Here is a 24,333-nt window from a genome sequence, read left to right on the forward strand (position 1 = left end):
TTTTCGGTCAGGCTCTGAAGGCGTGCTGTCACCACGCCGTGTCTTTCCTTTCCTGTCGTCGAGGCTTGTTCCCATGGCTCCAGTCGTGTCTCCCGTTCCGACCTCGGAGGATCTTCCGTCTTCGACCGTCGTCGGCATCATCGGGGGAGGGATCGTCGGTTTGACGGCGGCGCTTGTGCTCGCCGAGCGCGGTATTCCGGTCGTCGTGCTGGAAAAGGGCCGTTTGGCGGGCGAGCAATCCTCCCGCAATCTGGGCTGGATTCGCAAGATGGGTCGATCGGTCGCCGATGTTCCCCTGGCTTGCGTGGCCGACCGGCTGTGGGCCGGCCTCGCCGCGCGGGTGGGCGAGGATGTCGGCTACCGGCAGGCGGGTATTATGTATCTGGCTCGGACACAGGCCGAGATGGACATGCATCGGGGTTGGCTCGACTCCGTTCGCGACCTGTCGCTTGATTCGCGCCTGCTGACGGCACCCCAGGTCGATATGTTGGTGCCGCATGGCCAGGGGACCTGGGCTGGCGGCATCTACACCCCTTCTGACGGGCGTGCCGAGCCGACACGCGCGGCCAGTGCGATCGCCCGTGCGGCGACCAGGCATGGCGCGATCATCGTCGAACAATGTGCCGTACGCACGCTCTCCATGGAGGGGGGACAGGTCAAGGGCCTCGTCACCGAGCGCGGCGAAATGCGGTGTGAGCAGGTTCTGCTTGCCGGGGGCCTGTGGTCCCGGCGTTTTTTGGGAAATCTGGGAATCGGCCTGCCGACCCTGCCGCTGGTCTGCTCGGCTTTGCGCACGAGCCCTCTGGACGGTATGGGCGAGATCGCTGTCGGAGCACCCGATTTCTCGTTCCGCAAACGGCTGGATGGTGGCTACACCATTACCCAACGTGGTGCATTGGACGCGCCCCTGACACTGGACCATCTGCGGATCGGGATGCGCTATCTGCCGACATTACGTCAGCAGATCGGGAACCTGCGGATTGGGATCGGTCGCGAGTTCGTCGAAGACCTTATGCTGGCGCGCCGCTGGGACAAGGCCGCCGTTTCGCCGTTCGAGCGCGTGCGCGTCAAGGACCCTGCTGCGAATGCGGCGCTGGTTGCCGAGGCCATGGACAATCTCGTGCGGGCATGGCCGACCTTTGGCAACGCGGCCGTCGCGCAGAGCTGGGCGGGGACCATGGATATCACGCCTGATTCTCTTCCCGTGATCGGCGCGGTGACGAAAATGCCGGGGCTTACGCTTGCGTCGGGCTTTTCCGGCCACGGGTTCGGCACGTCTCTCGCCGCAGGCGCGTTGGCTGTCGATCTGCTGACTGGACAGGCCCCGATCGTCGAGGCTACCCCCTATCGCCTTGACCGTTTTACCTAGGGTCTGTTAAATTTTAAAATTCTTCCCATATTGTATGGGATGGAAGAAGGAGAAGGAACGGGCACTTTTACGGACGAGACATGGGCGATCTGGGAACCTCTGATTGAGGCGGTTCGGTCACGAGGCAAGACGCCGCCCCATGATCTGCGGCGCACGATAGCAGCGATCGTGAGCACTTGGCCGCTCTCGCGGCGGTTATGGCACGAAAGTCTGCGTGATCGCTGATGGTCATGGAAAAGCCTTTGGTTTTGCGCTGACCCTTGGACAGCCTCATGAACTGTCCCTGGCACCAGCCATGCTCGACAGCCTTCCCGCCATTCCCCTGTGGGTCGTGGCGGACAAGGGCTACGCGTCGAACGCCTTTCGTGAACGGATATGGGACATGGGAGCCCGGCCCGCCATTCCTGCGAAACGACGCGATGGGGCGGTCGCCTGCCCAAAATGGGTCTACCGGTACCGGCATCTCGTTGAGAACCTCTGGGCTCGCCTCAAGGAGTCGCGTGCTGTCACAACCGGATACGAAAAAACAGCAACATCGTTCGTCGCCGTCATCCACATCGCTGCCGCAGCAGACTGGATCAAGCCATAACAGACCCTCGCGTTGCCAGGCGGTCAAGGGCGCGGCAGGGTCGCAACTCCGACGCAGGGATGTGGTGTCGATCGAACGTTTGAAGCAGCCTCTGCGACCTCTGGCGAGGCGGCCAGGGTCGAGACGGCGCAAGTTAGCAAGTCGATGGTGGTAAGACTGTGGACAGGTCGCATGAAAGGCGGGCGAAACGGCAATCTTGACCGGGGGTCTTGTCTGGCGAACGAAAACTTTCGGAGTCAAAGTTCCTGCCGCATGCGTTCGCGCAATTCATTGCATCTTTTGGCGTAACGCGAGGCTTTCGAGGCGGTGAAGAGATTGACGCACAATGCGCCCGCCAAGGAAATAAAAGAGAGGCTCGTCAGACTCTCGCCGAATGTGGAAAGCGTGTCGTCATAATGCGTGGCTGAATACCACAAGAGAGCAAGGCTCAATACGGCACCGAAGAAACCGAATACCCCCGTTGAACGCAGGAGAGAGTCTTCAGTGCTCTCAAACGCGGCTGTTTCCCGCCATAAATCGAATAACTGCCGATCTATGGCTCCGACGGCTTCGGTGTGCTTGCTCTCTTCTTCCGGTGTGCGCTTGTGGGGGTTCTTTCTGTGGATCTCTAGTTCTTCTCTCGCCTTGGCGAAGACGCGCCGTCGCTCCTTGATCGCGGGCAGGCTGATGTCCACGAAGCTGAATATAGCCACATTGAGGCCCGCGGATAATTGCGCGATCGCCTGAAAATCTCCCCAAGTCGTCATCTGGGTTGAGTCCTCTTTCCCTGTATCGGTACTGGACAGAGTTAATGAACGATGCCCACGACAGGTAGTAAGAGGAACGCGCATCTGCCCTTATAAGGATCAAATACCTACGCGCCGGTCCGAAAGAGAGCCGCTGCCAATGTGTATTTCCAGATTGGCTCTGACCGTCGAGGCCAGCCGCCATTCATGATGGTTCGATGATACCGGAAAGATGAAGATCCGAGGTGGTGATTGGGAAATGGGATGAATTTTGGGACGATCTGGCGATCGCGCACGCAGGGGCTGCCTGATTGGACCGAACAGTGAGAATGGGATGGCAGGGATTGTGGGCCGGAACGGAGGCTATCCTGACCCTGTTGCATCGTCCGGCGCGACGCTGGCAGATCGACGCTGGCAAACCCTTGAGGCAACCGCACGATCGACCCAGGCGACAAGGCGGGCTCGTGGCAGGGAGTGTGACCCAGAGCAGACGCATCTGGCGCGTGCGAAGAGCGGCAACCGCATATGCCTGTCAGCACGGCAGCCTGCCGACGGGGGCACGGAGCCATTTTTCAATGGCCGCTATGCACGCCAGGATCTGCCCCGACCTGTGTGGCCGGGGCGGTTCCAGGGAGGTGGTTTTATTGTGTCTTGATGTGTTCGATCACGTCGAGCCAGAAGCCCTGTTCCTTGAGGTCCAGCATTTCCAGCGCCACGCCATAGCGCTTCTCGGCTTCCGGCAGAGCCTGGGCCCCGAGTTCCTTTGCCATCTGTTCGGCTTTCTCTTTTGGATGCAACGCCATTGAGTTCGTCCTTCAGATTTGAGATCGGCCATCAGATCGCGCGATCCGCGGACCGGGAGCGAGTTAAGCCTTAAATTCGGGCGGAGCCAATATGGTCGGTATCCGGGTGCCTGGCAGCGGTGGAATGCGCCCATGAATCGCGACCGATCATTAAGGGCAGGTGTGCGTTCCCCTGACTACCTTTGGGGGGCATTTTTCATTATGAATTCCGCTTCGTAAGGTAAAGTGGGTAAAAAGGGCGCAACCTGGATGACGACTTGGGGAGATTTTCAGGCGATCACGCAATTATCCGCGGGTCTCAACGTGGCTATATTGAGTTTTGTGGATATCAGCCTGCCCGCGATCAAGGAACGGCGGCGCGTCTTTGCCAAGGCGAGAGAAGAACTGGAGATCCACAGGAAGAATCCCCATAAGCGGACGGCGGTTGAAAAGAGCGATCACGCCGAAGCCGTTGGGGCCGTGGATCGACAGTTATTCGATCTGTGGCGGGAGACCGCCGCGTTCGAGAGTGTTGAAGATTCTCTCATGCGCTCGACTGGGGTGTTCGGCTTTTTTGGCGCTATATTGAGCCTTGGTCTGCTGTGGTATTCGGCTATTCACTATAACGATACGCTTTCCTTGTCTGGCGAAATGCTGACGAGCCTTTCCTTTATTTCTTTGGCGGGGGCGTTGGGTGTCAATCTCTTCACCGCCTCGAAAGCCTCGCATTACGCTAAAAAGTGCAACGAGTTACGTGAGCACATGAGGCAGAAGCTCTGACATTGTGTCTCCGGGCTTGCTCCTCTTCAGGCTCTGAAGCGTCCCGGGTTTCCCGGAGGCTAATTGGTTTGAGTCACGCAGCCATATCGATGATCTGAAGGGCTGCATAGTAGTTGGCCTCGGCCTCGGCGGGAGGGATATAGCCGATAGGACCAAAGAGGCGGTGGTTGTTGAACCAATCGACCCAGCGTAATGTTGCCATTTCCACGGCCGATACGCTTGGCCAAGAGGCTTGCCGGCAGATGATTTCGGCCTTGTAGAGGCCGTTGATGGTCTCGGCCAGGGCGTTGTCACAGGAATCCCCGACGCTACCGACCGAAGGCACCAGATTGGCCTCGGCCAGGCGTTGGGTATAGTTCATGGCTAGGTATTGGACGCCCCGGTCACTTTGGTGGATCAAAGCATCCTCGGGGCTGGGCCTGCGTGCATGGATCGCCTGCTCCAGGGCGTCGAGCACGAAGCCGGCAGTGGCCGACGTGCTGACCTTCCAGCCGACGACGCGCCGGGCATACGCGCGGCATGTTCATGACAGGAGGATGGGGCGATCGCCAGTTCGCGGCAGATCGGCTCGATACCCAACTCCTCACGATGGCCGTCGATGAACGACATCATCATTTCCCGCGGCGGTCGAACTCCGCCATCGCAAAATACGCGGAGGTCTTGCGCAGGATCTCATTGGCGCGGCGCAATTCCTTGACCTCGCGTTCAAGCTCCTTGAGCCGAACCCGCTCGTCACCAGCTTGCCCAGCCGGCCCCTCTCGCCGCCTGGCCTCATCGCGGCACCAGCGGCACAAAGTCTCCGCCGGGCAACCAATCCTGGCAGCAATCGATGTCATCGCAGGCCATTCCGAGCCGTAGTCGGCCCGATGCTCACCAACCATACGGACCGCACGTTCCCGGACCTCAGGAGAAAATCTCTGGCTCATCGTGTTCATGATAGCTCCTTCTCGCAGATAGGAGCCTCCGGGAAACCCGGGACGCTTCAGACAACGCACCGGGCCATAAGCGGCGTGCATGGACGGATGTTGTCGTCAACCATGATCTGCAAGTGGACGTGCTGGCGGGCCCCTGAATGTTGCGACGTTGATTCTGCGTAGGCGGAATCTTTTGCAGAAGAAAGCTTGGTTTATGACAGTTCAATGAAGAAGAGCCCGCTTCGTTGAGGGTTCCCTGTATGGGCGGTGTCTCTCTGGCGACCGATCCGGATCGATAGATCGACGCTGGTCGTTCCGCGGATGTCGGAGCGGTGGCGGCAGCATGGTACCAGGGGACTCAAGTGAAGAAATATCTTCTTTTTTCGGCATGTGTCATATGTTGTTACGGCACGGCCGCCGACGCGGCGGGCAAGAATCAGAAGACTGATTCCAATGACGGCACGGCGCATTGGACGCCGGGCGGGAACGGTACATCCGCTGCTGCCGCGAAGGATGGGAAATCTTCCAGATCGGTCGAGAAATCGAAAGCTGAGAAACTGGATGTTCTGGGATACCGGACCATGGCGGGGGGCGGTATGATGGTGAAGCATACGACGCCGAAGACCGTCAGTACGCTGACCCATGACTATATCGATATGCAGTCGCCGACCTCGACGATCGAGTCCCTTATCCAGATGGTGCCTGGTGTCGTCTCCGCCAGTGAAGGTCCGCTGACGACCTCGTTCTCGACGCTTCATATCCGGGGCATGGCCCAGGCGGAAATCGGCGTGACGCTGGAGGGAATGCCGGCCGCGAATCCCTTTACCTACAGCACATATACCCCGTCACTGGTGGATAGCGAGAATATCAGCCAGATCAATGTGATGCAGGGATCGGTGGATATCAATTCGCCTACCTACAATGCGACTGGCGCCGAGATTTCCGCTTCGATCCGCAGGCCGTCCGACAAGCAGAATTTCTATGTTGCCGCGTCCGGTGGCTCTTATGGTACCAATAAGGATTTCATTCGCTACGATACCGGTGAGATCGGGCATACGGGCGTTCGTGGCTTCATTTCCGGGTCTTACGCGCGTTCTGACATGTGGCGCGGGACGGGTGATATCAGGAAATGGCATGTGGACGCGGCACTGACGAAGAGCTGGACGGCCAACAGCAATTCCGAAATTATTTTCGGTTTTACGCAGGCCGCGCAGAATGAATGGCTGTATCCATCGCTGGCGAACTGGAAAACCTATGGGATGAATTACGGGCTGGATGACCATTATTCGCCCGGAGATACGCATTACCAGGACCTGAACGGCAAGAATACCGGATCGTATTACGGCGCGCTGAAAAACCATTTCAGTTTCGGTCATGGGCTGAGCCTCGACGCGGAAGCCTATTCGGTCGAGTTTCATGGACCTTACTATTATGGGGAGACGATCCCGGTCAAGAATGGCTATGTCGGTGCGGTTCCCTATAAATATCTCGATAATTACAATAATCTTCCTGGATATGATCCGACCAGCAGCAAGCTGACGGGAGCGGAGATTTCGGACTGGTACACCTTGTCGTCAGGTGTGAATCTGGTCGGGCACTGGCAGCATAAATTCAATACGCTGAGCGTGTCGTACTGGTATTCCTACGCCCAGGAAGCGGCGAGCGAGCGGTTCTATCCTGTCAGCAGCACCGGGCAATGGAGTTCCAAGGTGCCGCTGACGGCGAACGGCGGGGTTCCTCTGAACGAAGATAATGAAAATGCCTTGCAGCAATTGAACAGCTTTGCCGTTGACGACAAGATATCGTTCTTCAACCATCGCCTGACGATCGATGGCGGTATCAGGATGGCGATGGCCAATCGGCAATATACCCAGGATCTGCCAGGTGTTGTCGGAAACAATTACAAGTCGATCAAGAATGTCTTCGTTCCGTCACCTCAGGTTCTGATCAATTATCAGTTCAATCCGCATCATCAGATCTATATCAACGGCACGACTGGCTATCATCTCCCGGCGGGACTGAGCTCCCAGCTTGCGACGTACAGCCGTTCTACCGGCAAGCCTGCGTCCATACCGATGTCGGATTACAAGCCGGAATATATGATCACCGAGGAAATCGGGTATCGCTATAGTGGCGCCGTGATGGCCAATGTGGCCGGGTTCCATTACAACGTTACCAACCATCAGATTTCCGCCCTGAGCTACCAGCCCGGATCGACCTCCACGATTTCGCAGTTGATCAATGCCGGTGGGCTGGAGGCCTATGGCATTCAGGCGGAAGTGGCTACGCATCCCTGGCACCATGTGAGCGTCTATGCCTCCGGCCAGTATATGCATACCCGTAATGGCAACAATATTGCCTATGCCGGCGACTATCTGGCGACCAAGGGAAAGCAGGAGGTCGGGGCGCCGAAATTCTCAGGCTCGCTCGGCCTGACCTATAACGATGGGACCTGGTTCGGGAACTTTAATTTGCAATATACGGATTCCCAGTACTCGACCCTGATGAACGACCAGAGCATTCCCCATTACATCACCGCCAATCTCGGCTTCGGGCGGCGTCTGCCGAAGATCGGGAATATCTCGCCCAAGCTGAAGATCAATCTGGTCAATATCGGGGACGCGCATTACCTGTCCTCGATGTATGGCTATACGACCAATGCGGCGGCGCAGACGGGCATCGTCACCGGGAAGAAGCTCAGCGGTTCTCAGCCGACCTATGTTATCGGCTCTCCGTTTGTCGTCATGGCGACGCTTTCGGCCACCTTCCCGTAAGGGCGGGCGGAGACAGCGAAGGGTTTTCCTGGCTTGCCGCCTGCCGGGCGGTGTGTCTGTCCGGCAACGGTTTGATGGGACAGAATGGGGCAGGTTCGGTTGAGCATGCCTGGAAATGCGCGTTGGCTCGCTGCCGGCGCGCATTTTCTTTTTGGCGCGCATGGAGCGCACGGCTGCCATGCTGTCGCCTCTTCGTGTCTGGATGATTGCTGCCTGATCATCCCGGGTGGGCGCATGTCTGCCGGAAACCGCGCGCCCCGTGAGGATGCGTCATCGTCGGAATTTTTGCGCACGAAGACTTTTACTCATGCAGGCTTTTACCCATGCAGGCAGTGAAACGCGCATAAGGGGTTCGGTGTTATTGCCATCACACGCAGACTGCTTCGTCGCCCGGTGCGGGAACTCGTGCCGCTTCATACGGGGCCGCTGCCTGGCGCCGGTCGGAAGAGAGGAACTCCAGACGTGTCATTACTGAACCCGCGCGTGTTTCGCTGGCATATATCCGGGCGCCGCGTGGCGGTGCTCGGGGTTACATTGGGGATGGCCCTGGCGAGCCTTGCCCGGCCGGCCGTTGCCGACGATGCCCCGTTCGTTGAGGCGGTGTCCTCTGTAGCGCACATGCCGGGAAAGCTGCTTTACGCCGAACTCGCGACGCCGGACCTGGACGCGGCAAAAGCCTTCTATGGCGCGTTGCTTGGGTGGACGTACCGCGATGCGACCAGCCCACGGGGGCGGGCGGTCGTGGCCCTGGTTCATGATCGGCCGGTCGCCAGTCTGATCGAACGGCCTCATCCCCCACGGCATGGGAGTCCGGCGTGGTTGCCTGTGCTCTCGGTAATCGATCCGGCCGATGCGGTGGCCAAGACGACATATTGGGGTGGCAGGGTGATCATGCCGCCTGCCGCCGTCGCCGAGAGCGGTCTTGCGCAAGGGGAGGAAACGATCCTGGCTGATCCGCAGGGCGCGCCTTTTGCCGCCTTCCATGCCCGGACGGGGGACGCGCCGGACGACGACGTGCCGCCCGCGCAGGGCGAATGGATCTGGAGCGCTCTGCTGACGCGCGACCCGTTCACGGCTGCCGGATTCTATCAGAAGGTCTTCGGCTATCAGGTGCAGGCCGCGCCGGATGCGACCAAGGACACCGCGTATCTGCTGCTGTCTCAATCCGTCACGCGGGGGACCGTCAACCCGCTGCCGGCGCGCGTGCTGCCCAACGCTCGGGGGCGCTGGGTGACCTTCGTTCAGGTGGATGGTGTTGGCGCCTCGGCCGAAGCGGTCGAGCGGCTGGGTGGAAAGGTGCTGGTCCAGCCGCATCCGGACCGCCGGAACGTGATGATCGCAATCGTGTCGGACCCCGCCGGAACGGTGTTCGGGCTTATGGAATGGCATGGGGCCGACCCGACGCCAGCAGAGCAGACGGAGAACGCGAAATGAAGCGCGGTTTCTTTCGCGTCCGCATCATGATCGGCGCGCTTTCCCTCATCGGGCTTCTTGGCGGTTGTGCCGATTATGGTGGGTATGGCGGTGGAAATGGCGGCTATTACGACTACGGCCCCGGCTGGGGTGGTGGCTGGGGCGGCGGCTGGGGCCCCGGATATCGGGTCGGCCCCTATGTCGGCGGTCGCTGGCGTGGTGGACCACATGGTGGTGGCGGTTTCGGCGGACGCGGGGGCGGAGGGCGCGGGGATGGTCGCCCCGGTGGCGGTGGATATGGTGGCGGTGGTCGCGGCGGACATGGTGGCGGTGGACCCGGCGGTCCTGGCGGTGGCGGACATGGTGGTGGTCCCGGGGGCGGCCATGGGGGCGGTGGCGGTGGTCGTGGCGGCCCCGGCGGTGGTGGGAGGCATCACTGACGCGGCGTGATCGGACGACCGTTTATATCAGTGACCTCCCGGCGGCCCGTTTTCGGGCCGCTATGGCGCGCTGATGTGCGGTGCGCGCGGTCCCCGGCCATGATCGTCGCGACGCGGCCACCTTACCCGGTGCCGGTAACCCGGCCTCGATTCCTGTGGCGGGGCTGTGGTTGTCAGATCGGGATGCTGCCGTCTATCTTTACCGAAAGTCTGCGGGCAGATCGCGTCAGATATTCGCGCACCGGCTGACTTGCCGGCAGAACCATGTAGCCCGAACATCGATCGCCAAGGAGCAAGGACGCTTCACGATGGCGTAGCCGCCAATGGAGCGCGATCAGCACACAGAGTGCCGCGTCCAGCTTGTCCTGATCCGGCTTGCGGGGGCTGGCCGTTTCACCCGCGACGCGGCACCATTCCGCCAGTTCCGTGCAGCCCAGAAGCCGGGCCTGTTGCGCGGCGCATGTCGCGACGTGGATCCAGTCGGCCATGCGAAAGGTCTTTGCGCGCGCCGGATTATATCGGGGCGCGTTTAGCCGCCCGTAGAAGTCGTCGCGTAGTGATGCCAGTGCGAGAGCCGGGAAGACCTCCATCAGATAGAGTCCGCTGGTCGCCTGCCGCGCTTCCTCGGGATGCTCCTTGGCGTTCAATGCCGTCAGGAAACGCCAGATTGGCGAGGCGTTGCAGAACATGCCCGATCGCCCCCGATTGGCCGGCTGCACGCCGCCGCCAAGCCAACTGACGAGGGTGGCGGCTACCCGCTCTACCGGCCGCATGCCGGTGGCATTGGGCACGATCGTCGGTTGATCCAGCGCGACAAGTGTGGTGCCGTGTCGGGAGCGGACGGTCTGGATGAAGGCGAGAGCCTGGTCGAAGGAAACCCGTCGCGGTGGGTGGAAGCATGCTGGATGGCTGTTCTCGATACCGACGGCGCAGATGGCACCGGGTGCCTTCGGGCTGTCGGTCCATGCGGAATCGAAGCCGATATACATGTCCATGCCTGCCTCCCTGGGGCGAGTTTCTCGCGCGAGAGCATAGGGGCGGGGTGTAAATATATCGCTCATCGTCAGTCGTGGCGTCCGATTGATCGGACGCGCAACGACGTGCGCGGTGGGCCTGGTCGGCAGGGTATTCTGCATTCAGGCGCACCGGACGAATGGGCTTTTTCCGCTATGATTCGGGTTGCAATGGCGGCGGGTCGAAGGGCTGGGCGCCGGTGCGCCAGCGCTCGGGTGCATCGGGCGTGGCGAGAAGCGTCCGGGCTGCGGTGTTGAGAAAGACGGGCTCGTTCCGGAGGCCGATTTCGGCTTCGATGCTTTCCAGGCGTTTTTCCAGGGCGAACAGAAAGATCATGAACTGGTGCGCGGCGTGCGCCTGATCGCCCTGGTAGCCGAGATGCTTTTCGCAGAAATCTCCCTGCCTGCATAAATCGACATTCAGGCTATAGTAACCCCTGCATACCATGGGGCGGGCAGCGTAGATCGAGCAGCTTCCCTCGAAGAGAAACGGGCAGAACGGGACGCCGGCCTCCGTGCGGTCTTTCAGGGCCTGAAGGCGATCCGGCGGGAAGGTCTGCCGTGCCTCATGGACGGCAAGAAGCGCGAACAGCGGATTGACCTGCACCAGGCTGCGGCAGCACGTATCGCAGCCTTTTGTGCAGGCCAGTGGCGCGGTGGGGCTGATCTGCCGGAGTGTCTCCGCGACATCCTCGCAGAGGTCGAGCGTGCGCCGCGCGAGACGAAGGAGATCGGCTTCGTCTCGCGCGGCTGGCAGGTCGCGTCGGAACGCGGCGTCGGCCTGATTCATCTTCTGGCGCATGGCGGCGAGGGGCGAGGCATCGCGGGGGGCGGGCTCGTCAGTGTTCATAAAACGGTTTGGTCCGAATTGACTGGAGGCTCTGCTGGGAGCGCCTTTTGAGGTTTGTGGTCGGGCCTGATCGAAAGACGGATTTCTATTGTGTTCAGAGGGGCTTGGAGAGGAAACGGGGGATATGTCGATCAGTTGCCGTGGGTTGGTTTGTGTCTGGATTTCTTTTCGTGGTGTCATGAATGGCGGGGATGGTCAAAGGAAAATGCCTGTCAATAGAGAAGATTTCTGAATGTTGGCTTCTGTCTGTTTTGCCTGATGGAAAGACGGGCGGGTGTCGATTCCATTTGGGGTGTGTGTGGATTTATTGGGATCGAATGATAAAATATTTACGGAATGCCACGGATTTTTTTGTTTTGAGGTGTGGTTTCGTATGCGCTGTCGGCAGGTTCGTACGGTCGGTGAACCGGACGGGGCGGCCGGCTTACGCCATGACCGGGCGCCGTTGGGGGATGGATGCGGGCGCCCGGCGGGGGGAGAGTGTTCAGGTGACGGGGATGCGCTTGCTCAGTTCGTCGATCAGTACGCGGATATTGTCGGAATAGTCGATCGGGATGGCGATGATCTGCACGCCGCCCTCGACGAAGGCGCGTTCGAGTGTTGCTTCGAAATCTTCGATCTTTTCGACGAAATGGCCCCTGGCGCCGTAGGATTCGGCGTATTTGACGAAATCGGGGTTGCCGAAGGTCATGCCGTAATCGGGGAAATGATCGACCGCCTGTTTCCAGCGGATCATGCCGAAGGCGCCGTCGTCGATGATCAGGGACACGAGGTTGAGCTTGAGGCGGACGGCGGTTTCGATCTCCTGGCTGTTCATCATGAAGCCGCCATCGCCCGAGACGGCCAGCACGCGCCGCTCGGGGTAGAGGAGGGCCGCCGCGATGGCCGATGGCAGGCCCGCGCCCATGGTCGCCAGCGCGTTGTCCAGCAGGAGCGTGTTCGCGACGCTGGTGCGGTAGTTGCGCGCGAACCAGATCTTGTACATCCCGTTATCCAGCGTCACGATGCCGTCCTGCGGCATGACCTTGCGGATATCGGCGACGACCCGCTGTGGCGTCCAGCGATTGTCGGTCGAGCCCTCCAGGATGTGCGCCAGGATGCCGTCGCGCAGGCCGAGAAGGGCATCGGCGTTGGTGAGGCGGCCCTCGACCTGATCGGCCAGGCGCGACAGCGAGACGCCGATATCGCCGATGACTTCGGCCTGCGGGAAATAGACCTGTTCGACCTGCGCGGGCTCGTAGCCGAAATGCACGACGTCCGGCCCGTTGGCGCCCATGATGAAAGGGGGTTTTTCGACTGTGTCGTGGCCGATCGACAGGATCAGGTCCGCGCGTTCGATGGCCTCGTGGACGTAATCGCGTTCGCTCAGCGCGGCGGTGCCCATGTAGAGGTCGCTGCATCCGCCGACCGCGCCCTTGCCCATCTGGGTCGTGAAATAGGGCAGGCGCGTGCGCGAGAAGAATTCATACAATTTGCCGGCCAGGCGGGGGCGGGAGGCCGCGGCCCCCAGCATGACCAGCGGGCGCTTGGCGGACAGCAGCAGGTTGGCCGCGATGCGCAGCGCCTCGTCACCGGCGACGGGGGCGTCGATGGGGTGCGGATGGATCGGCGCCAGATTGCCGCATTCCTCGCGCGCGATGTCTTCGGGCAGTTCGAGGTGGACCGGGCCGGGACGTTCTTCCGCCGCCACGCGGAAGGCGTCGCGGATCAGGGTCGGGATCATGTGGGCGGAGACGATCTGCCGCGCCATCTTGGTGAGCGGGCGCATCGTCGCCACCACGTCGACGATCTGGAAGCGGGCCTGGCGTTCCGACAGGATCGGCTTCTGGCCGGTCAGCATCACCATCGGCATCGCGCCCAGATGGGCGTATGCGGCGCCGGTGGCGAGATTGAGCGCGCCCGGACCGAGTGTTGCGAGGCATACGCCCGGCTTGCCCGTGAGGCGGCCATGGGTCGCGGCCATGAAGGCCGCCGCCTGTTCGTGGCGCGTGACCGTGAGCTTGATCGAGGACGTGCGCAGAGACTCCACGATATCGAGATTCTCTTCGCCGGGAATGCCGAAAATTCGATCGACGCCCTCGTTTTCCAGGGCTGCGATGAGGAGGTCTGATGCTTTTGTCATATGATCATCTCCGGACGGATCCTTGAACCCGTCATGCATCGTTTTACGGAAAGAACAGGGAAGAAAGCGTTCGGGCTCTTCACATCCCAATCAGGTCCGTCATGGTGCAGGGATGTTTCCCCGTGGCGAAAGCCATCCGGGTGGGGGTATCCGAACAGATCCGGTGACAAGGCTCAATCGGCAATTCGTGGCCGTCTGGTCCCCGGAATGCGCATGCGCTGCCGTTGTGTCGCAGGGGGGGAATGCGCACGTCACCGGTGCGCATTTCCGGTCTGGCGGTCAGGCGCGTTCGAAGCGGATCAGGCTGCGGGAGGCGCCGCGATCGGCCCAGTTGGGCATTTCGCGCCAGGGCGTGACCACGGTGGCGTAGGAACCCTCGACGCTGACGGTCCGCCGTTGTTCCGTGCCGACCCATTCGGGCGCCCAGGCGGTTTCGACGTCGGTGATCCACTGGTCCTGCTCGATCCGGTAGCGGCCGATATAGGCAACCAGCGTTTTCATGAGCTGCGCGCGGTCCCAGTCCGTCTCGGCCGGCTGGCGGTCGCTGCCTTCCAGGTTGAAGGCGACCCAGCCGTCGGCGGTGAAAACGACCCGGCCGCGCGGGGTTTCGCCCATGGCCTCGATCATCTCGCCGGTCTTCTTGTCTTCGACCTGATAGGAAACGAGCTTCCAGGTGCCGATCAATTGCTGTGCCAGATCGTTGGAGTGGGCGTGTTTTAACTGCGTCACTTTTGGAATGACTCCTCTTGAAACAAAAGGCCAAGTAAGTGAAGCCTTGTGGCTTCAGGCAGTATTCTTATTGTTCTTGTTTTGACTGTTTCATTGGATGTTTCGTGAATAATTATTCATTTATACGAGAGGACTGTAGGCCATTCGAGCGGTTTTTTCTATTCAAAATGGGACAAAAGATTTATGCTCAGGCGACAAAAATGGGAGCCGTCCAAAAATGATCTACGATGAAGTAGGCGATCTGAGGTTCTTCGTGATGCTGGCCGAGGCGCAGAGCATGACCAAGGCGGCGCGCGGCATGGGGACCTCGCCGGCCGTGGTGTCGCGGCGGCTGGCCCGGCTGGAGGGCCGGCTGGGCAGTTGCCTGGTGAACCGGAGCACGCGGCGCTTCAAACTGAGCGACACGGGGCAGATCCTGTATGATCGCGCGCTGCGGATCGTGACCGATATCACCGATCTGGAAGCCGAGATTTCCTCGGCCGAGCGGATGCCGCAGGGCAGCCTGAATATCGGCGCGCCGCTGGAACTGGGGCGGCGCCTGATCGCGCCCTTCGTGGAGGCGTTCAACGAACGGTATCCGGAACTGAAAATCGGGCTGGCGCTGGTCAGCGAGGGGCGGCACGAATTCGGCGACTGCCTGGACCTGATCGTGCGGCTGGGCATGCCCGACATGCCGACCGCCATCGTGACGCATCTGGCTTCGACGACGCGCATTCTGTGTGCCTCGCCGACCTATCTGGCCCGCGCGGCGGCGCCTGCGACGCTTCAGGATCTGGCGGTGCATGACTGTCTTTGCCTGCGGCGCAGCAAATCCATGACGCTGGTCAACCGTTGGGCGTTCGGCGAGGAGGAGAACAGGGAGGTGGTGACGGTGCAGCCGCGCCTGTCCTCGACGAGTTGCGAGGTGATCCATGACTGGGCCTTGTCGGGGCAGGGAATCGCCTACAAGCTGATGTGCGACGTTCATGACGACCTGAAATCGGGCAAGCTGGTGCATGTTCTGCCGGAGCTTTCCGGGGAGAGCATCGATTTCTATGCGCTGCGGCCGCACCGGCAGGGCGGGCGGGCGAATGTGGATGTGTTCCTGCGGGAATTGCGGGCTTATCTGCGGCGGTGCGGCGGGTTTTCCTACCGCGCATGAGTGCCTGACCGAAAAACGCGCCGCATGAAGACGGAGGATTTCCATGACGCGATCGAGGTTGTTTCAGCCGGTGGAGGTCGGTGGGCTTGCGCTGGCCAATCGGATCGTCATTGCGCCGATGTGCCAGTATTCGGCGGCCGAGGGCCGGATGACGGACTGGCATCTGATCCATCTGGGGACTCTGGCGCTGTCGGGGGCCGGGCTGCTGACGATCGAGGCGACCGCCGTGCTGCCGGAAGGCCGCATTACCTATGGCGATGTCGGGCTGTGGGATGACGGCACGGAAGCGGCGCTGCGCCGCGTTCTGGACGGTGTGCGGGCGTGGTCGGACATTCCGGTGGGCATCCAGCTTTCGCATGCCGGGCGCAAGGCGTCGTGCGAGGTGCCGTGGAAAGGCGGGCGGCAGATCGCGCCCGACGCCGTGGACGGATGGCGGACGGTCGCCCCTTCGGCCGTGGCGTTTACGCCGGAGACGCATGCGCCGCTGGCCTTGGACCGCGCGGGCATGCGGCAGGTGCGCGAGGCTTTCGCGGCCTCCGCGAAGCGGGCGGCGCGGCTGGGGCTGGACCTGGTGCAGGTGCATGCCGCGCATGGTTATCTGCTGCATCAGTTCCTCTCGCCGCTGTCCAACCTTCGGGATGACGATTATGGCGGCTCGCTGGAAAACCGTATGCGCTTTCCGCTGGAGGTCTTCGATGCCGTGCGTCAGTCCTTTCCGGACAAGCCTGTTTCGGTCCGCGTTTCGGGTACCGACTGGGTGGACGGGGGATGGACGATCGACCAGACTGTGGCCTTCGCGCAGCGCCTGAAGGAACGGGGGTGCGATGCCGTTCATGTCTCCAGTGCGGGATTGAGCCCGTTGCAGGAGATTCCCGTGTCGCCCAGCTATCAGGTTCCGCTGGCGCGGGCCGTGCGGCAGCAGGTGGATCTGCCCGTGGTGGCGGTGGGCCTGATTACCGATTTCGACCAGGCGGAAGGGATCGTCGCCACCGGCGATGCGGACATGGTGGCGCTGGCGCGGACGATCCTGTACGACCCCCGCTGGCCGTGGCACGCGGCGGCCCATCTGGGGGCGCGGGTGAAAGCGCCGGACCAGTATCTGCGGTGCCAGCCTTCGCGCTATCGGGATCTGTTCGCGGTCTGACGACCGGTTGCGGGAGGGGATGAAAAAACGGCACCGCCATCGGAGGATGGCGATGCCGCTTGAGGTTTCACGGCGCGAGGGTTGGGAAATCGACGGTTGGGAACTGCCGGAACGCCGTGAGTTCCTGACTAATAATGAGAATGAATATTAATTGCAACATAAATTATGGTCGGGTGTCCGTTTCCGGGGGAGCGGTGCTTTCTGGAGGGGCGGGTCGGGAGGGTATTGATTTATCTCAGGTCCATGGAAGCCGGGATGCAGGCGCATGCCCGATATGATTGTTCCATGACGGCGGGGCGGCGGGGTTGCCGATGCCGGGACCGCTCCCCACATGGCCTGTCGAACGTCATGTTCATGGAGAAGACAATGTCGAACAAGTCCAAGGGTCTGACCGCTGGCGAGGCCCATGTTCACACCTATCTCGGGACACCGACCGATCTGAAGAAAGAGGCGGTCGAAGGCATTTCCGCCGGTCTGCGCTCCGTTCTGGCCGATGTGTTCGCGCTCTATATCAAGACCAAGAATTTCCACTGGCACATGAGCGGTCGCCATTTCCGTGATTTCCATCTGCTGCTGGACGAGCAGAGCGACCAGATTTTCGCCATGACCGACCCGCTGGCCGAGCGCGCGCGCAAGCTGGGGGGGACGACGCTGCATTCGATCGGCGAGATCAGCCGCCTGACCAAGGTTGCCGATAACGACGCGCTTTATGTGACGCCGGAAGACATGCTGGCCGAACTGCGCGAGGATAATCTGGCGCTGACGGGCCGGCTGCGCGCGGTGCATGCGATCTGCGACGAGGGCGGCGACGTGGCGACGGCGAGCCTGCTGGAAAACTGGATCGACGAAACCGAGCGCCGGACCTGGTTCCTGTTCGAATCCACCCGCCCGTCTTTCGGCGGTAACGACTGACAGAGGCTGGCGTGCCTCACGCGGGCTGACTGGCGTTTTGTGCCCCGTCACGGCCGATGGCCGTGGCGGGGTTTATTGTCTGATCGGGGGTATGGAACCCGCTTTGGCGGCTGTGCCTGGATCAGACTGTCAGGAATGTCGCCAGATTGGCGAGCGAGAGCGCGAGCCGGAACAGCAAGGTGGCGGCGCCGGCGGTTTCGGCCTGTCTGTGTGCGGGGGACCACGCCGCCACCGCCGCCCAGAAGCCGACGACATTCATGCCGTGGCCAAGGCCGATGACGAAGGCGAAGGAGAGCGGGATGTCCATGCCCGCAACAGAGCTGGCGGAGGCATGTATCGCCGTGGCGGACAGCAGGATGGCCGCTGGAATGCCGAGCATGCCGACCACGCGGCCCTGGGTCCATCTGTCAACCAGAACGGTGGCCGTGATTCCGCATAATTCTCCGGCCATGCGAAGGATGTAGGCGTTGGTGGCGCCGGCATCGACGGCGTGGCGAATGATGGCCTGGGTGGCCGCATTGTCCATGATGGCCAGAAGAAACAGGACGAACAGCCCCTTCCAGGGCACCGGCAGAACGGTCGCGGACGCGGGCGGCGTGGCGGGGGCGGTCATGAGCGCGGGTCCGTGTGGCAGCCAGAGGAACCCGGCCATGCCCGCAAGGGAGGTCGCGGCCAGTCCGACCGCTGTCACCATGAGCGGCCAGCGGAGCGTATCGTCGTGGCTGGCCATGAACTGCATGAGCACGAACGTCACAGCGATATTGGCCAGCACTCCGCTGGCCGACCGCCAGCGGGACAGGCTGTGCCGGTCGGCTTCGCTGGCCGACAGGCGGGAGATCAGGCTGTTGGCCTGGGCATCGAGCCATGCATAGACCAGATGCAGCAGCAGGCCCGTCGCCAGCAGAAGAGGGATCGGCGCATGCGACAGGGCTTCGAGGAGCAGGGCGCAGAACAGGATCGTGAGGCAGAACGCGCGGGCGAACAGGGGGACCGGGGCCTGCCTGCGGTCGTCGAAGCGCCCGAAGCCGTAGCCGGCGAACGCGCCCACCGCGAACCATATGGCGAAAACGATGGCGGCCGCGTGTGCGGACAGGCCCGCTATGGCCGTCAGGAGGGGAAAGGTCAGCACTTCGTCAGCGTGCCAGATCAGGCTTTTGCCGCCATGGGCGGCGGCATAGGCGATCCGGGTGCGGCGGCTGACCGCCATGTCAGGGCAGAAACTGACTCAGGGGCAGGGAAGCGGCGCCGAGTGCCACGGGGCCGTTCAGGGACGAGGCATGAATGGCGGGTCTGCTCAGTCCGTTTTCCAGGGATTCGAGCGGCGCATCCTGAAGGAAGGTCGCCAGTTTTCGGCGTACATCCAGCGGAAGCGTGCCCCCGATGACGAATTGTGCCGGATCCAGCACCCAGATCAGGGTATCGAGCAGGCGCGCGAGTTGTCGGCCGGCCCGTTCGACCCATTGATCGACCAAGGCTTCGGGAGGTGTCAGACTGTCGAGAGCGGCGGTCGATCCGTCTCCGTGCCCATGTTCCGCCAGGAAAATCGCGAAATCCTCGGCGGAGGGGCGTGCGTGGCTGCGCGGGAAGCACATGCCGAATTCGCCGGCGTTGCCGTTATGCCCCTGTCGGACCCGCCCGCCTTCGACCAGGGCGCCGCCGACACCGTTGGTGAGGTATGCATAGGCGAAGCCGTCCGCCGAGAGGTCTCGGTTGAACAGGGCTTCGGCCAATGCCGCGGCATTGGCGTCATTGTCATGATAGATTGGCAGGTTACTGATGGCCGCGAATTGTCCAGTGATGTCGAGCGTGCCCCACTGCTCGATGCCCGGTACGGGCAGGCGCCGCCTGCCGCCCTCGGTGAAGGCGCCTGGCAGTGCGATCCCCAGCCCCAGGACGCGGGCGTATCGTGCCGCCGCCGGCCGGTGGGCCGCCAGCATCGAACGGGCATGTGTGACGACGATCTGCGGATCGTCGGAGCGGGTGGGTTCCACACGGTCGAGAATGATCCGGCCGGTGAAGTCGAGAGCCATGAGATGCAGGTGGTTGTAGCCGATCGACAGTCCGTAGGTCATCGCGCCTTGCGGATCGAGTTCCAGCAATTGCTCGGGCACGCCCTTGCGCCCGTCATTGTGGCGGGCGCCCTCGCGTACCAGACCCAGATTGAGCAAAGATCCCGCAACGCGGGTCAGCGTGGAGGGCGTGACGTGGGCCAGGGGAGACAGGCGGGCACGCGAAATGGCACCATGGCGTCTGACCAGTTCGAGAACGCGGCGTTCCGATGGAATCAGGTCTGGAATCGGAGCTGTCATGACTGGCGCGGTAGCGGAAAAAGCGGCGTGAAGGCAAGCATGTCGTCATAGGTGCAGAAGCGCGGGGCGCCGAGGGAAAGGGCGCGCCGTTCCGCCGGTGTTTCCGCGAGCAGGGCATCGATGCGTGCCTGTGTCCGGGCTCTCGCGTCCGGGTCCAGCGGGGCGATCGTGTAGGCCAGCGACATGTGGAATCCGTACCGGGCGTGACTGGGCCGGTGGATTGCCAGCCGGGCGGCGATTTCGTCGCGCAGGTGACGGATGGCGCCTTCCTGCGTGTCGTCGAAGCCCGTGACATTGAGCCGGACACCGCGATCGGTGATGCTCAGGCCCCTGGCGCGCATGACGATGGGTTGCGGATAGTCGAACGGGGCGGCGGTCAGCGCACGGGTCGCGTACTGCGTCGCGGTAGCGATCGGCGCGTCGATCGGCAGGGCGGCGGGCCAGTTCCGAGGGGTGCGGTCGTGGTCGTTCACGCCCTCGAAGACCGTCATGTGGAATGACGAGAGGGGGAGAAGGGCGATCTGGCGTGCAATCGGACTGTCCGCCAGGGCGTCATGCAGTGTTGCCATCAGGGTGGCTGCTGCCGAGCCGCGATCGAGCGGGATGATGATCGTATTGCCGTGGAATGGCAGCGCCGCGCCGCTGGCGTCGAACTTGCGTCCGACCTCGGGGATCTGGGCGGCGCGGCCGGTGCATGCGGGCAGGAGGCTGCCGGCGATGGCCGAGAGGACACGGCGGCGGGTCGTCGGAGCGGTGAGGGCCATGGCTCAGAATTCTGCCGAGAAGGTTGCGGAAACGGCGCGGGGCGAGCCCAGCGTGTAAGTGGGGGTGGAGGCGCCCGGCCCGGACGCGGCCAGATTGTAGGAATTGGGGTTCACGCCGCCGGTCGGGGTCAGATAGCCTTTGTTGAAGATGTTGGTAACGTTGATCAGGAGTTTCGGCGCGCTCATGGCGATGCCTTCGGCCAGCGTGACGGTGGGGAAGCGATAGCCTACGGACAGATCGACCGTCGCGTAAGGGGCGGCGGACTGGTCGTTCGTCAGGGTCGTGTCGCTTCGGCCGACATAGCGCACGCGGAGCGAACCGCTGACCGGCCCGTTGCGGTATGTCATCTGCGCGACGCCGATCCATGGCGGTGTGTTATAGAACTGCTTGCCTTTCGTAGGCAGATAGACCGTGGTGCCCCCGGAGGGATAGGGAATGTCGGCGGCCATTTTCGCGCTGGTATAGGTGGCCGAACCGTAGAAGCTGAAACCGCGCCAAGGTGTCGTGCCGATTTCCAGTTCCGCTCCCCGGTTGTGTGTGCCGCCGAGATTGGCGTAGGTCGCGGCGGCCAGGGGATCGAACGGGTTGGCGAACAGGCCGATGCGGTTGTAAAATTCGATATCGAAGCCGGTCACCTGCATGTTGAACCATTTGTGCTGGAAGCGATATCCCCAGTCCACGCTGACGCTGGTCTCGGCGTTGATATCGGGTGCGGCCCCGATCGCGCCGGTCTTCTTGTCCACCAGTTGCTGATCCACGAAATTGGGCGGCAGCCGTTGACCCGTGCTGATGCTGGCGAAGACCTGGTGGTTGGGCGTTATGAAATAGCGGGCGCCGGCACTGGGCATCATGCGCGTGAAGTCGCGCTCCACAGCATACCATTTATAGGATTGAGCCTGGTCGCTGGGCAGGTTCTCGAAGCGACGCGCGTTCTGCTGCCAGCGTGTTCCAAGTGTGACCAGCAGGCGGTCGTGGAAAAAACGCCCGGTCGCACCAACGGAAAGCTGGTGCGTCGTCATGTCGGTTTTCCAGAGCCGGTTTTGCAGGACCCTGCCGGTGGCGTCCTGAAGCAGGTTGGCGGCGCTGGAGAACAGGATGTCATCCACCGTACCGTCTTCATTGATGGACTGGAACGGGTTGGATTGATGCTGGAACAGGCGCTCGAACCAGTATCCCCCCTCGATCGTCACCCGGCCGATATCCTGCTCAAGGCGCAGGAGGTTGCCGATCCGGTCGAAGGCGCTTTGGCTGAAGCTGTTGACGACCACGGCGTCTTTCGTGTCGCCGTCGCCATTGAGGTCGACGGCGCGGTGCAGGCTGCTCGCCTCCTTCAGCAATGTTTCCGCGGTGCTTCCGCCATATTGGTGATGATAATAGGGCTGAACCGTCAGGCGGGTGTGCGGCGTGGGCGCGAAATGGCCGGCAAGGGTGATCAGCCAGCGGTCGCCGACGGTATTCATCATGCCGTAATAAGGCAGGTTATGGGCTGTATAGGGGACAGCGGCCCCGGTGTTGGCATAGACCGCCGTCTGTGCGGTGCCGGCCACCGGCGTGGGATTGAGGCCGAGGAAAGAGTCCAGATCGGTGCCGTATCCGTTATCGTAGCCATAGGCCCTGTATTGGGCCAGCGTCACATTCCGGTTCTTGCCGCCGTATTTGTAGTCGCGGAATGCCATCAGGTCGATCGTGTTTCCCGCGCCGAGATCGAGATGCGAGCGCAGATCGCCGTGATATTTCAGGATGCCGCCCTTGTCCTGATTATAGACGCTGGCGGTGGAACGGGAAAAACTGATGTAGTTCGTCAGGCGCCCGTCCAGCATCGCGCCGGTATTGTAGCGGGCGAAGGTTCTGACCAGGTCGTAGCTGCCGCCGGTCTGCTCGATGAACGCCTTGCGTGCCTTCGTCGGTGCACAGGTATGGTAAGCCATCGAGCCGCCGATTTCGCCACGCTGGGGCGAGAGCGGATCGGAGCCCGCCTGGGTGACGACAACGTTGCAGTAATTTTCTGAATCGTTGTTGGCCGTCAGCACGAAATCGTAGGTGCTGGCATCGTTCATCGGTACGCCATCGACGGTGAAGCCGATCAGGTTCCGGTCGAAGCCGCGAATGGAGATCGACCCGCCGTCGAACAGCCCCGTCGGATCGCCTGTCGTTGCGATCACGCCTGGTACCGTCTCGACCAGGGTCGCGGCGTTGGCCGAGGGGCGCAGCAGATCGAAGGCTTCTTTCGTCACCGTGCTTTGCGCGGTCGTGCCGGTATGGCCGGTCATCAGGCCGCCGCCGACAGGTTTGCGCGTGGCGCGCACTTCCAGTCTTTCCTCGGCAGACGATGGTCGGAACGCCGCTTTTTCCCGATGTGGCGAAGCACGGAGTGCGGCCTGATCGTCCGGGGCGGCGATCGCGGATGCGAAGGGGATCGGGGACAGGGCGGTCATGAGCATCAGGCCGCCGCGAATGAGACCGTGCGGATACGATCTGGACATATGAGGATTTCCCAAGGGCGAGAGCGAATGGCTGCTCTATATCGCTCGCCTGTCGGGACTGTCATGTTATAGTTTTGTTGCGGTAGTAAATAAAATTGAGGCGGAACCGTGGTGCGTTCTGGCCGGTGTCCGGCGTGCCGCTGTCGCAAGACCGCGACAGGTGTTGTGCGGGCCTGTCACGAGGACGTGAGAGCGGGGCGGCACGCTCTTTCGTGCGGTATCGGCCTATGGCGATCTGAGGGCAGACAGCCGGCGTCCCGCGCGGCTCAACAGGAGAAGAGTACGATGGCAATCACGGGAAAGGTCGCGCTGGTTACGGGGGCGGCTCAGGGTATCGGCCGCGGCATTGCCCTGCGTCTGGCACAGGATGGCGCGGACGTGGCGCTGGTCGATCTGAAAGCCGAGGGTCTGAGCGAAGTGGCGGCGGAAATCGCGGCCCTGGGGCGCAAAGCCACCATTTTCATGGCTGACGTGGGTGACCGGGCGCAGGTGCGGGCGGCGGTCGATCATGCCGCGCGGGAACTGGGCGGTTTTGACATCATGGTCAATAACGCCGGCATCGCGCAGGTCAAGGCGCTGGCCTCGGTGATGCCGGAGGATGTGGAGCGCATCTTCCGGATCAATGTCCAGGGTGTGCTGTGGGGGATTCAGGCGGCGGCCGACCGGTTTATCGCCAGCGGGCAGAAGGGCAAGATCATCAACGCCTGTTCGATCGCGGGGCATGACGGGTTTGCGCTGCTGGGCGTCTATTCGGCGACGAAATTCGCCGTGCGCGGGCTGACCCAGGCGGCGGCGAAGGAATATGCCAGCAAGGGCATTACCGTGAACGCCTATTGCCCCGGCGTGGTGGGGACCAGCATGTGGGTCGAGATTGACCAGCTTTTCTCGGAAATCACGGGGGCGGAGAAAGGGGCGACCTTCCGCAAATATGTCGATGGCATCGCCCTGGGCCGGGCGCAGACGCCCGAAGACGTGGCGGGGCTGGTGTCGTACCTCTCCGGCCCCGATTCCGATTACATGACGGGGCAGGCGGTCCTGATCGACGGTGGGCTGGTTTATCGCTGATCGCGTCGGGACCG

The 24,333-nt window shown here is 62.1% G+C and carries 19 protein-coding genes, 2 pseudogenes and 1 other annotated feature; of the genes and pseudogenes, 10 read left to right on the forward strand and 11 right to left on the reverse strand.

Annotation, left to right across the window (positions count from 1 at the left end):
• Positions 1–73 precede the first annotated feature (73 nt).
• A complete protein-coding gene (locus HLH25_RS14895) occupies positions 74–1,369 on the forward strand; it encodes an NAD(P)/FAD-dependent oxidoreductase (protein WP_182974823.1) in 1,296 nt (431 codons plus the stop codon).
• 172 nt (positions 1,370–1,541) lie between these two features.
• Positions 1,542–1,958 (forward strand): annotated as a pseudogene (locus HLH25_RS14900) (IS5 family transposase); the annotation flags it as partial.
• 236 nt (positions 1,959–2,194) lie between these two features.
• Here HLH25_RS14900 and HLH25_RS14905 read toward each other — a convergent pair.
• Together HLH25_RS14905 and HLH25_RS14910 are read right to left on the reverse strand one after the other, a co-directional pair.
• Positions 2,195–2,704 (reverse strand): hypothetical protein, encoded by a 510-nt coding sequence (locus HLH25_RS14905; protein WP_114727577.1) that lies wholly within the window; start codon positions 2,702–2,704, stop codon positions 2,195–2,197.
• Positions 2,705–3,324: 620 nt separating this feature from the next.
• Complete coding sequence (locus tag HLH25_RS14910) at positions 3,325–3,486, reverse strand: hypothetical protein (protein WP_182974824.1); 162 nt, start codon at positions 3,484–3,486, stop codon at positions 3,325–3,327.
• 249 nt (positions 3,487–3,735) lie between these two features.
• On the opposite strand from HLH25_RS14910, the gene HLH25_RS14915 reads away from it, so the two are divergent.
• Entirely contained in the window at positions 3,736–4,245 is a 510-nt protein-coding gene (locus tag HLH25_RS14915) for a hypothetical protein (protein WP_182974825.1), read from the forward strand.
• Between the two features lie 73 nt (positions 4,246–4,318).
• Here the strand turns inward: HLH25_RS14915 and HLH25_RS14920 are convergent.
• Positions 4,319–5,180, reverse strand: a pseudogene (locus tag HLH25_RS14920) (DDE-type integrase/transposase/recombinase).
• Positions 4,785–4,899: a sequence feature (AL1L pseudoknot), on the reverse strand. (Overlaps the previous pseudogene by 115 nt.)
• A 341-nt stretch (positions 5,181–5,521) precedes the next feature.
• Here HLH25_RS14920 and HLH25_RS14925 point away from each other — a divergent pair.
• The 3 genes from HLH25_RS14925 (at position 5,522) to HLH25_RS14935 (ending at position 9,796) form a co-directional block, all read left to right on the forward strand.
• Positions 5,522–7,933, forward strand: a complete 2,412-nt coding sequence (locus HLH25_RS14925; protein ID WP_375272814.1) for a TonB-dependent receptor — start codon at positions 5,522–5,524, stop codon at positions 7,931–7,933.
• A 462-nt stretch (positions 7,934–8,395) separates the two neighbouring features.
• Complete coding sequence (locus HLH25_RS14930; protein ID WP_310889122.1) at positions 8,396–9,367, forward strand: VOC family protein; 972 nt, start codon at positions 8,396–8,398, stop codon at positions 9,365–9,367.
• Between the two features lie 177 nt (positions 9,368–9,544).
• A complete protein-coding gene (locus tag HLH25_RS14935; protein WP_182974827.1) occupies positions 9,545–9,796 on the forward strand; it encodes a hypothetical protein in 252 nt (83 codons plus the stop codon).
• Positions 9,797–9,959: 163 nt separating this feature from the next.
• On the opposite strand, the gene HLH25_RS14940 is transcribed toward HLH25_RS14935, so the two are convergent.
• The 4 genes from HLH25_RS14940 to HLH25_RS14955 all read right to left on the reverse strand — a co-directional run bounded on the left by HLH25_RS14940 (position 9,960) and on the right by HLH25_RS14955 (position 14,500).
• Complete coding sequence (locus HLH25_RS14940) at positions 9,960–10,781, reverse strand: DUF429 domain-containing protein (RefSeq protein WP_182974828.1); 822 nt, start codon at positions 10,779–10,781, stop codon at positions 9,960–9,962.
• Between the two features lie 172 nt (positions 10,782–10,953).
• The gene (locus HLH25_RS14945; RefSeq protein WP_182974829.1) at positions 10,954–11,649 is read right to left on the reverse strand and encodes a YkgJ family cysteine cluster protein; all 696 of its coding nucleotides are present in this window, start codon (positions 11,647–11,649) and stop codon (positions 10,954–10,956) included.
• 484 nt (positions 11,650–12,133) lie between these two features.
• Complete coding sequence (locus tag HLH25_RS14950) at positions 12,134–13,771, reverse strand: acetolactate synthase large subunit (RefSeq protein ID WP_182974830.1); 1,638 nt, start codon at positions 13,769–13,771, stop codon at positions 12,134–12,136.
• Positions 13,772–14,050: 279 nt separating this feature from the next.
• On the reverse strand, positions 14,051–14,500 hold the full coding sequence (locus tag HLH25_RS14955) for a lipocalin-like domain-containing protein (protein WP_310888984.1): 450 nt from the start codon (positions 14,498–14,500) through the stop codon (positions 14,051–14,053).
• A 217-nt stretch (positions 14,501–14,717) separates the two neighbouring features.
• On the opposite strand from HLH25_RS14955, the gene HLH25_RS14960 reads away from it, so the two are divergent.
• The 3 genes from HLH25_RS14960 to HLH25_RS14970 all read left to right on the forward strand — a co-directional run bounded on the left by HLH25_RS14960 (position 14,718) and on the right by HLH25_RS14970 (position 17,697).
• Entirely contained in the window at positions 14,718–15,641 is a 924-nt protein-coding gene (locus HLH25_RS14960; protein ID WP_182974831.1) for a LysR substrate-binding domain-containing protein, read from the forward strand.
• A 43-nt stretch (positions 15,642–15,684) separates the two neighbouring features.
• Positions 15,685–16,785 carry an NADH:flavin oxidoreductase/NADH oxidase gene (locus HLH25_RS14965; protein ID WP_182974832.1) on the forward strand — a complete coding sequence of 367 codons (1,101 nt, stop codon included), beginning with the start codon at positions 15,685–15,687 and terminating at the stop codon, positions 16,783–16,785.
• 366 nt (positions 16,786–17,151) lie between these two features.
• Positions 17,152–17,697: a Dps family protein gene (locus tag HLH25_RS14970; protein WP_114727658.1), complete on the forward strand. Its 546-nt coding sequence runs from the start codon at positions 17,152–17,154 to the stop codon at positions 17,695–17,697.
• A gap of 121 nt (positions 17,698–17,818) precedes the next feature.
• Here the strand turns inward: HLH25_RS14970 and HLH25_RS14975 are convergent, their stop codons facing one another.
• From HLH25_RS14975 to HLH25_RS14990, 4 genes are read right to left on the reverse strand one after another with little or no spacing between them, the layout of a single operon-like run.
• Positions 17,819–18,904, reverse strand: coding sequence for an MFS transporter (locus HLH25_RS14975; protein WP_182974833.1), 1,086 nt, complete (start codon positions 18,902–18,904; stop codon positions 17,819–17,821).
• Between the two features lies 1 nt (position 18,905).
• Positions 18,906–20,006, reverse strand: coding sequence for an ROK family transcriptional regulator (locus tag HLH25_RS14980; protein ID WP_182974834.1), 1,101 nt, complete (start codon positions 20,004–20,006; stop codon positions 18,906–18,908).
• On the reverse strand, positions 20,003–20,770 hold the full coding sequence (locus HLH25_RS14985; protein WP_182974835.1) for a DUF1868 domain-containing protein: 768 nt from the start codon (positions 20,768–20,770) through the stop codon (positions 20,003–20,005). The genes HLH25_RS14980 and HLH25_RS14985 overlap by 4 nt, the downstream gene beginning before the upstream one ends.
• 3 nt (positions 20,771–20,773) lie before the next feature.
• Positions 20,774–23,254: a TonB-dependent receptor gene (locus HLH25_RS14990; RefSeq protein ID WP_182974836.1), complete on the reverse strand. Its 2,481-nt coding sequence runs from the start codon at positions 23,252–23,254 to the stop codon at positions 20,774–20,776.
• Positions 23,255–23,539: 285 nt separating this feature from the next.
• Between HLH25_RS14990 and HLH25_RS14995 the strand changes: the two genes are divergently transcribed.
• The gene (locus HLH25_RS14995) at positions 23,540–24,319 is read left to right on the forward strand and encodes an acetoin reductase (protein ID WP_182974837.1); all 780 of its coding nucleotides are present in this window, start codon (positions 23,540–23,542) and stop codon (positions 24,317–24,319) included.
• Positions 24,320–24,333: the final 14 nt, after the last annotated feature.

The organism is Gluconacetobacter dulcium (assembly GCF_014174165.1).
Lineage (GTDB): Bacteria > Pseudomonadota > Alphaproteobacteria > Acetobacterales > Acetobacteraceae > Gluconacetobacter > Gluconacetobacter dulcium.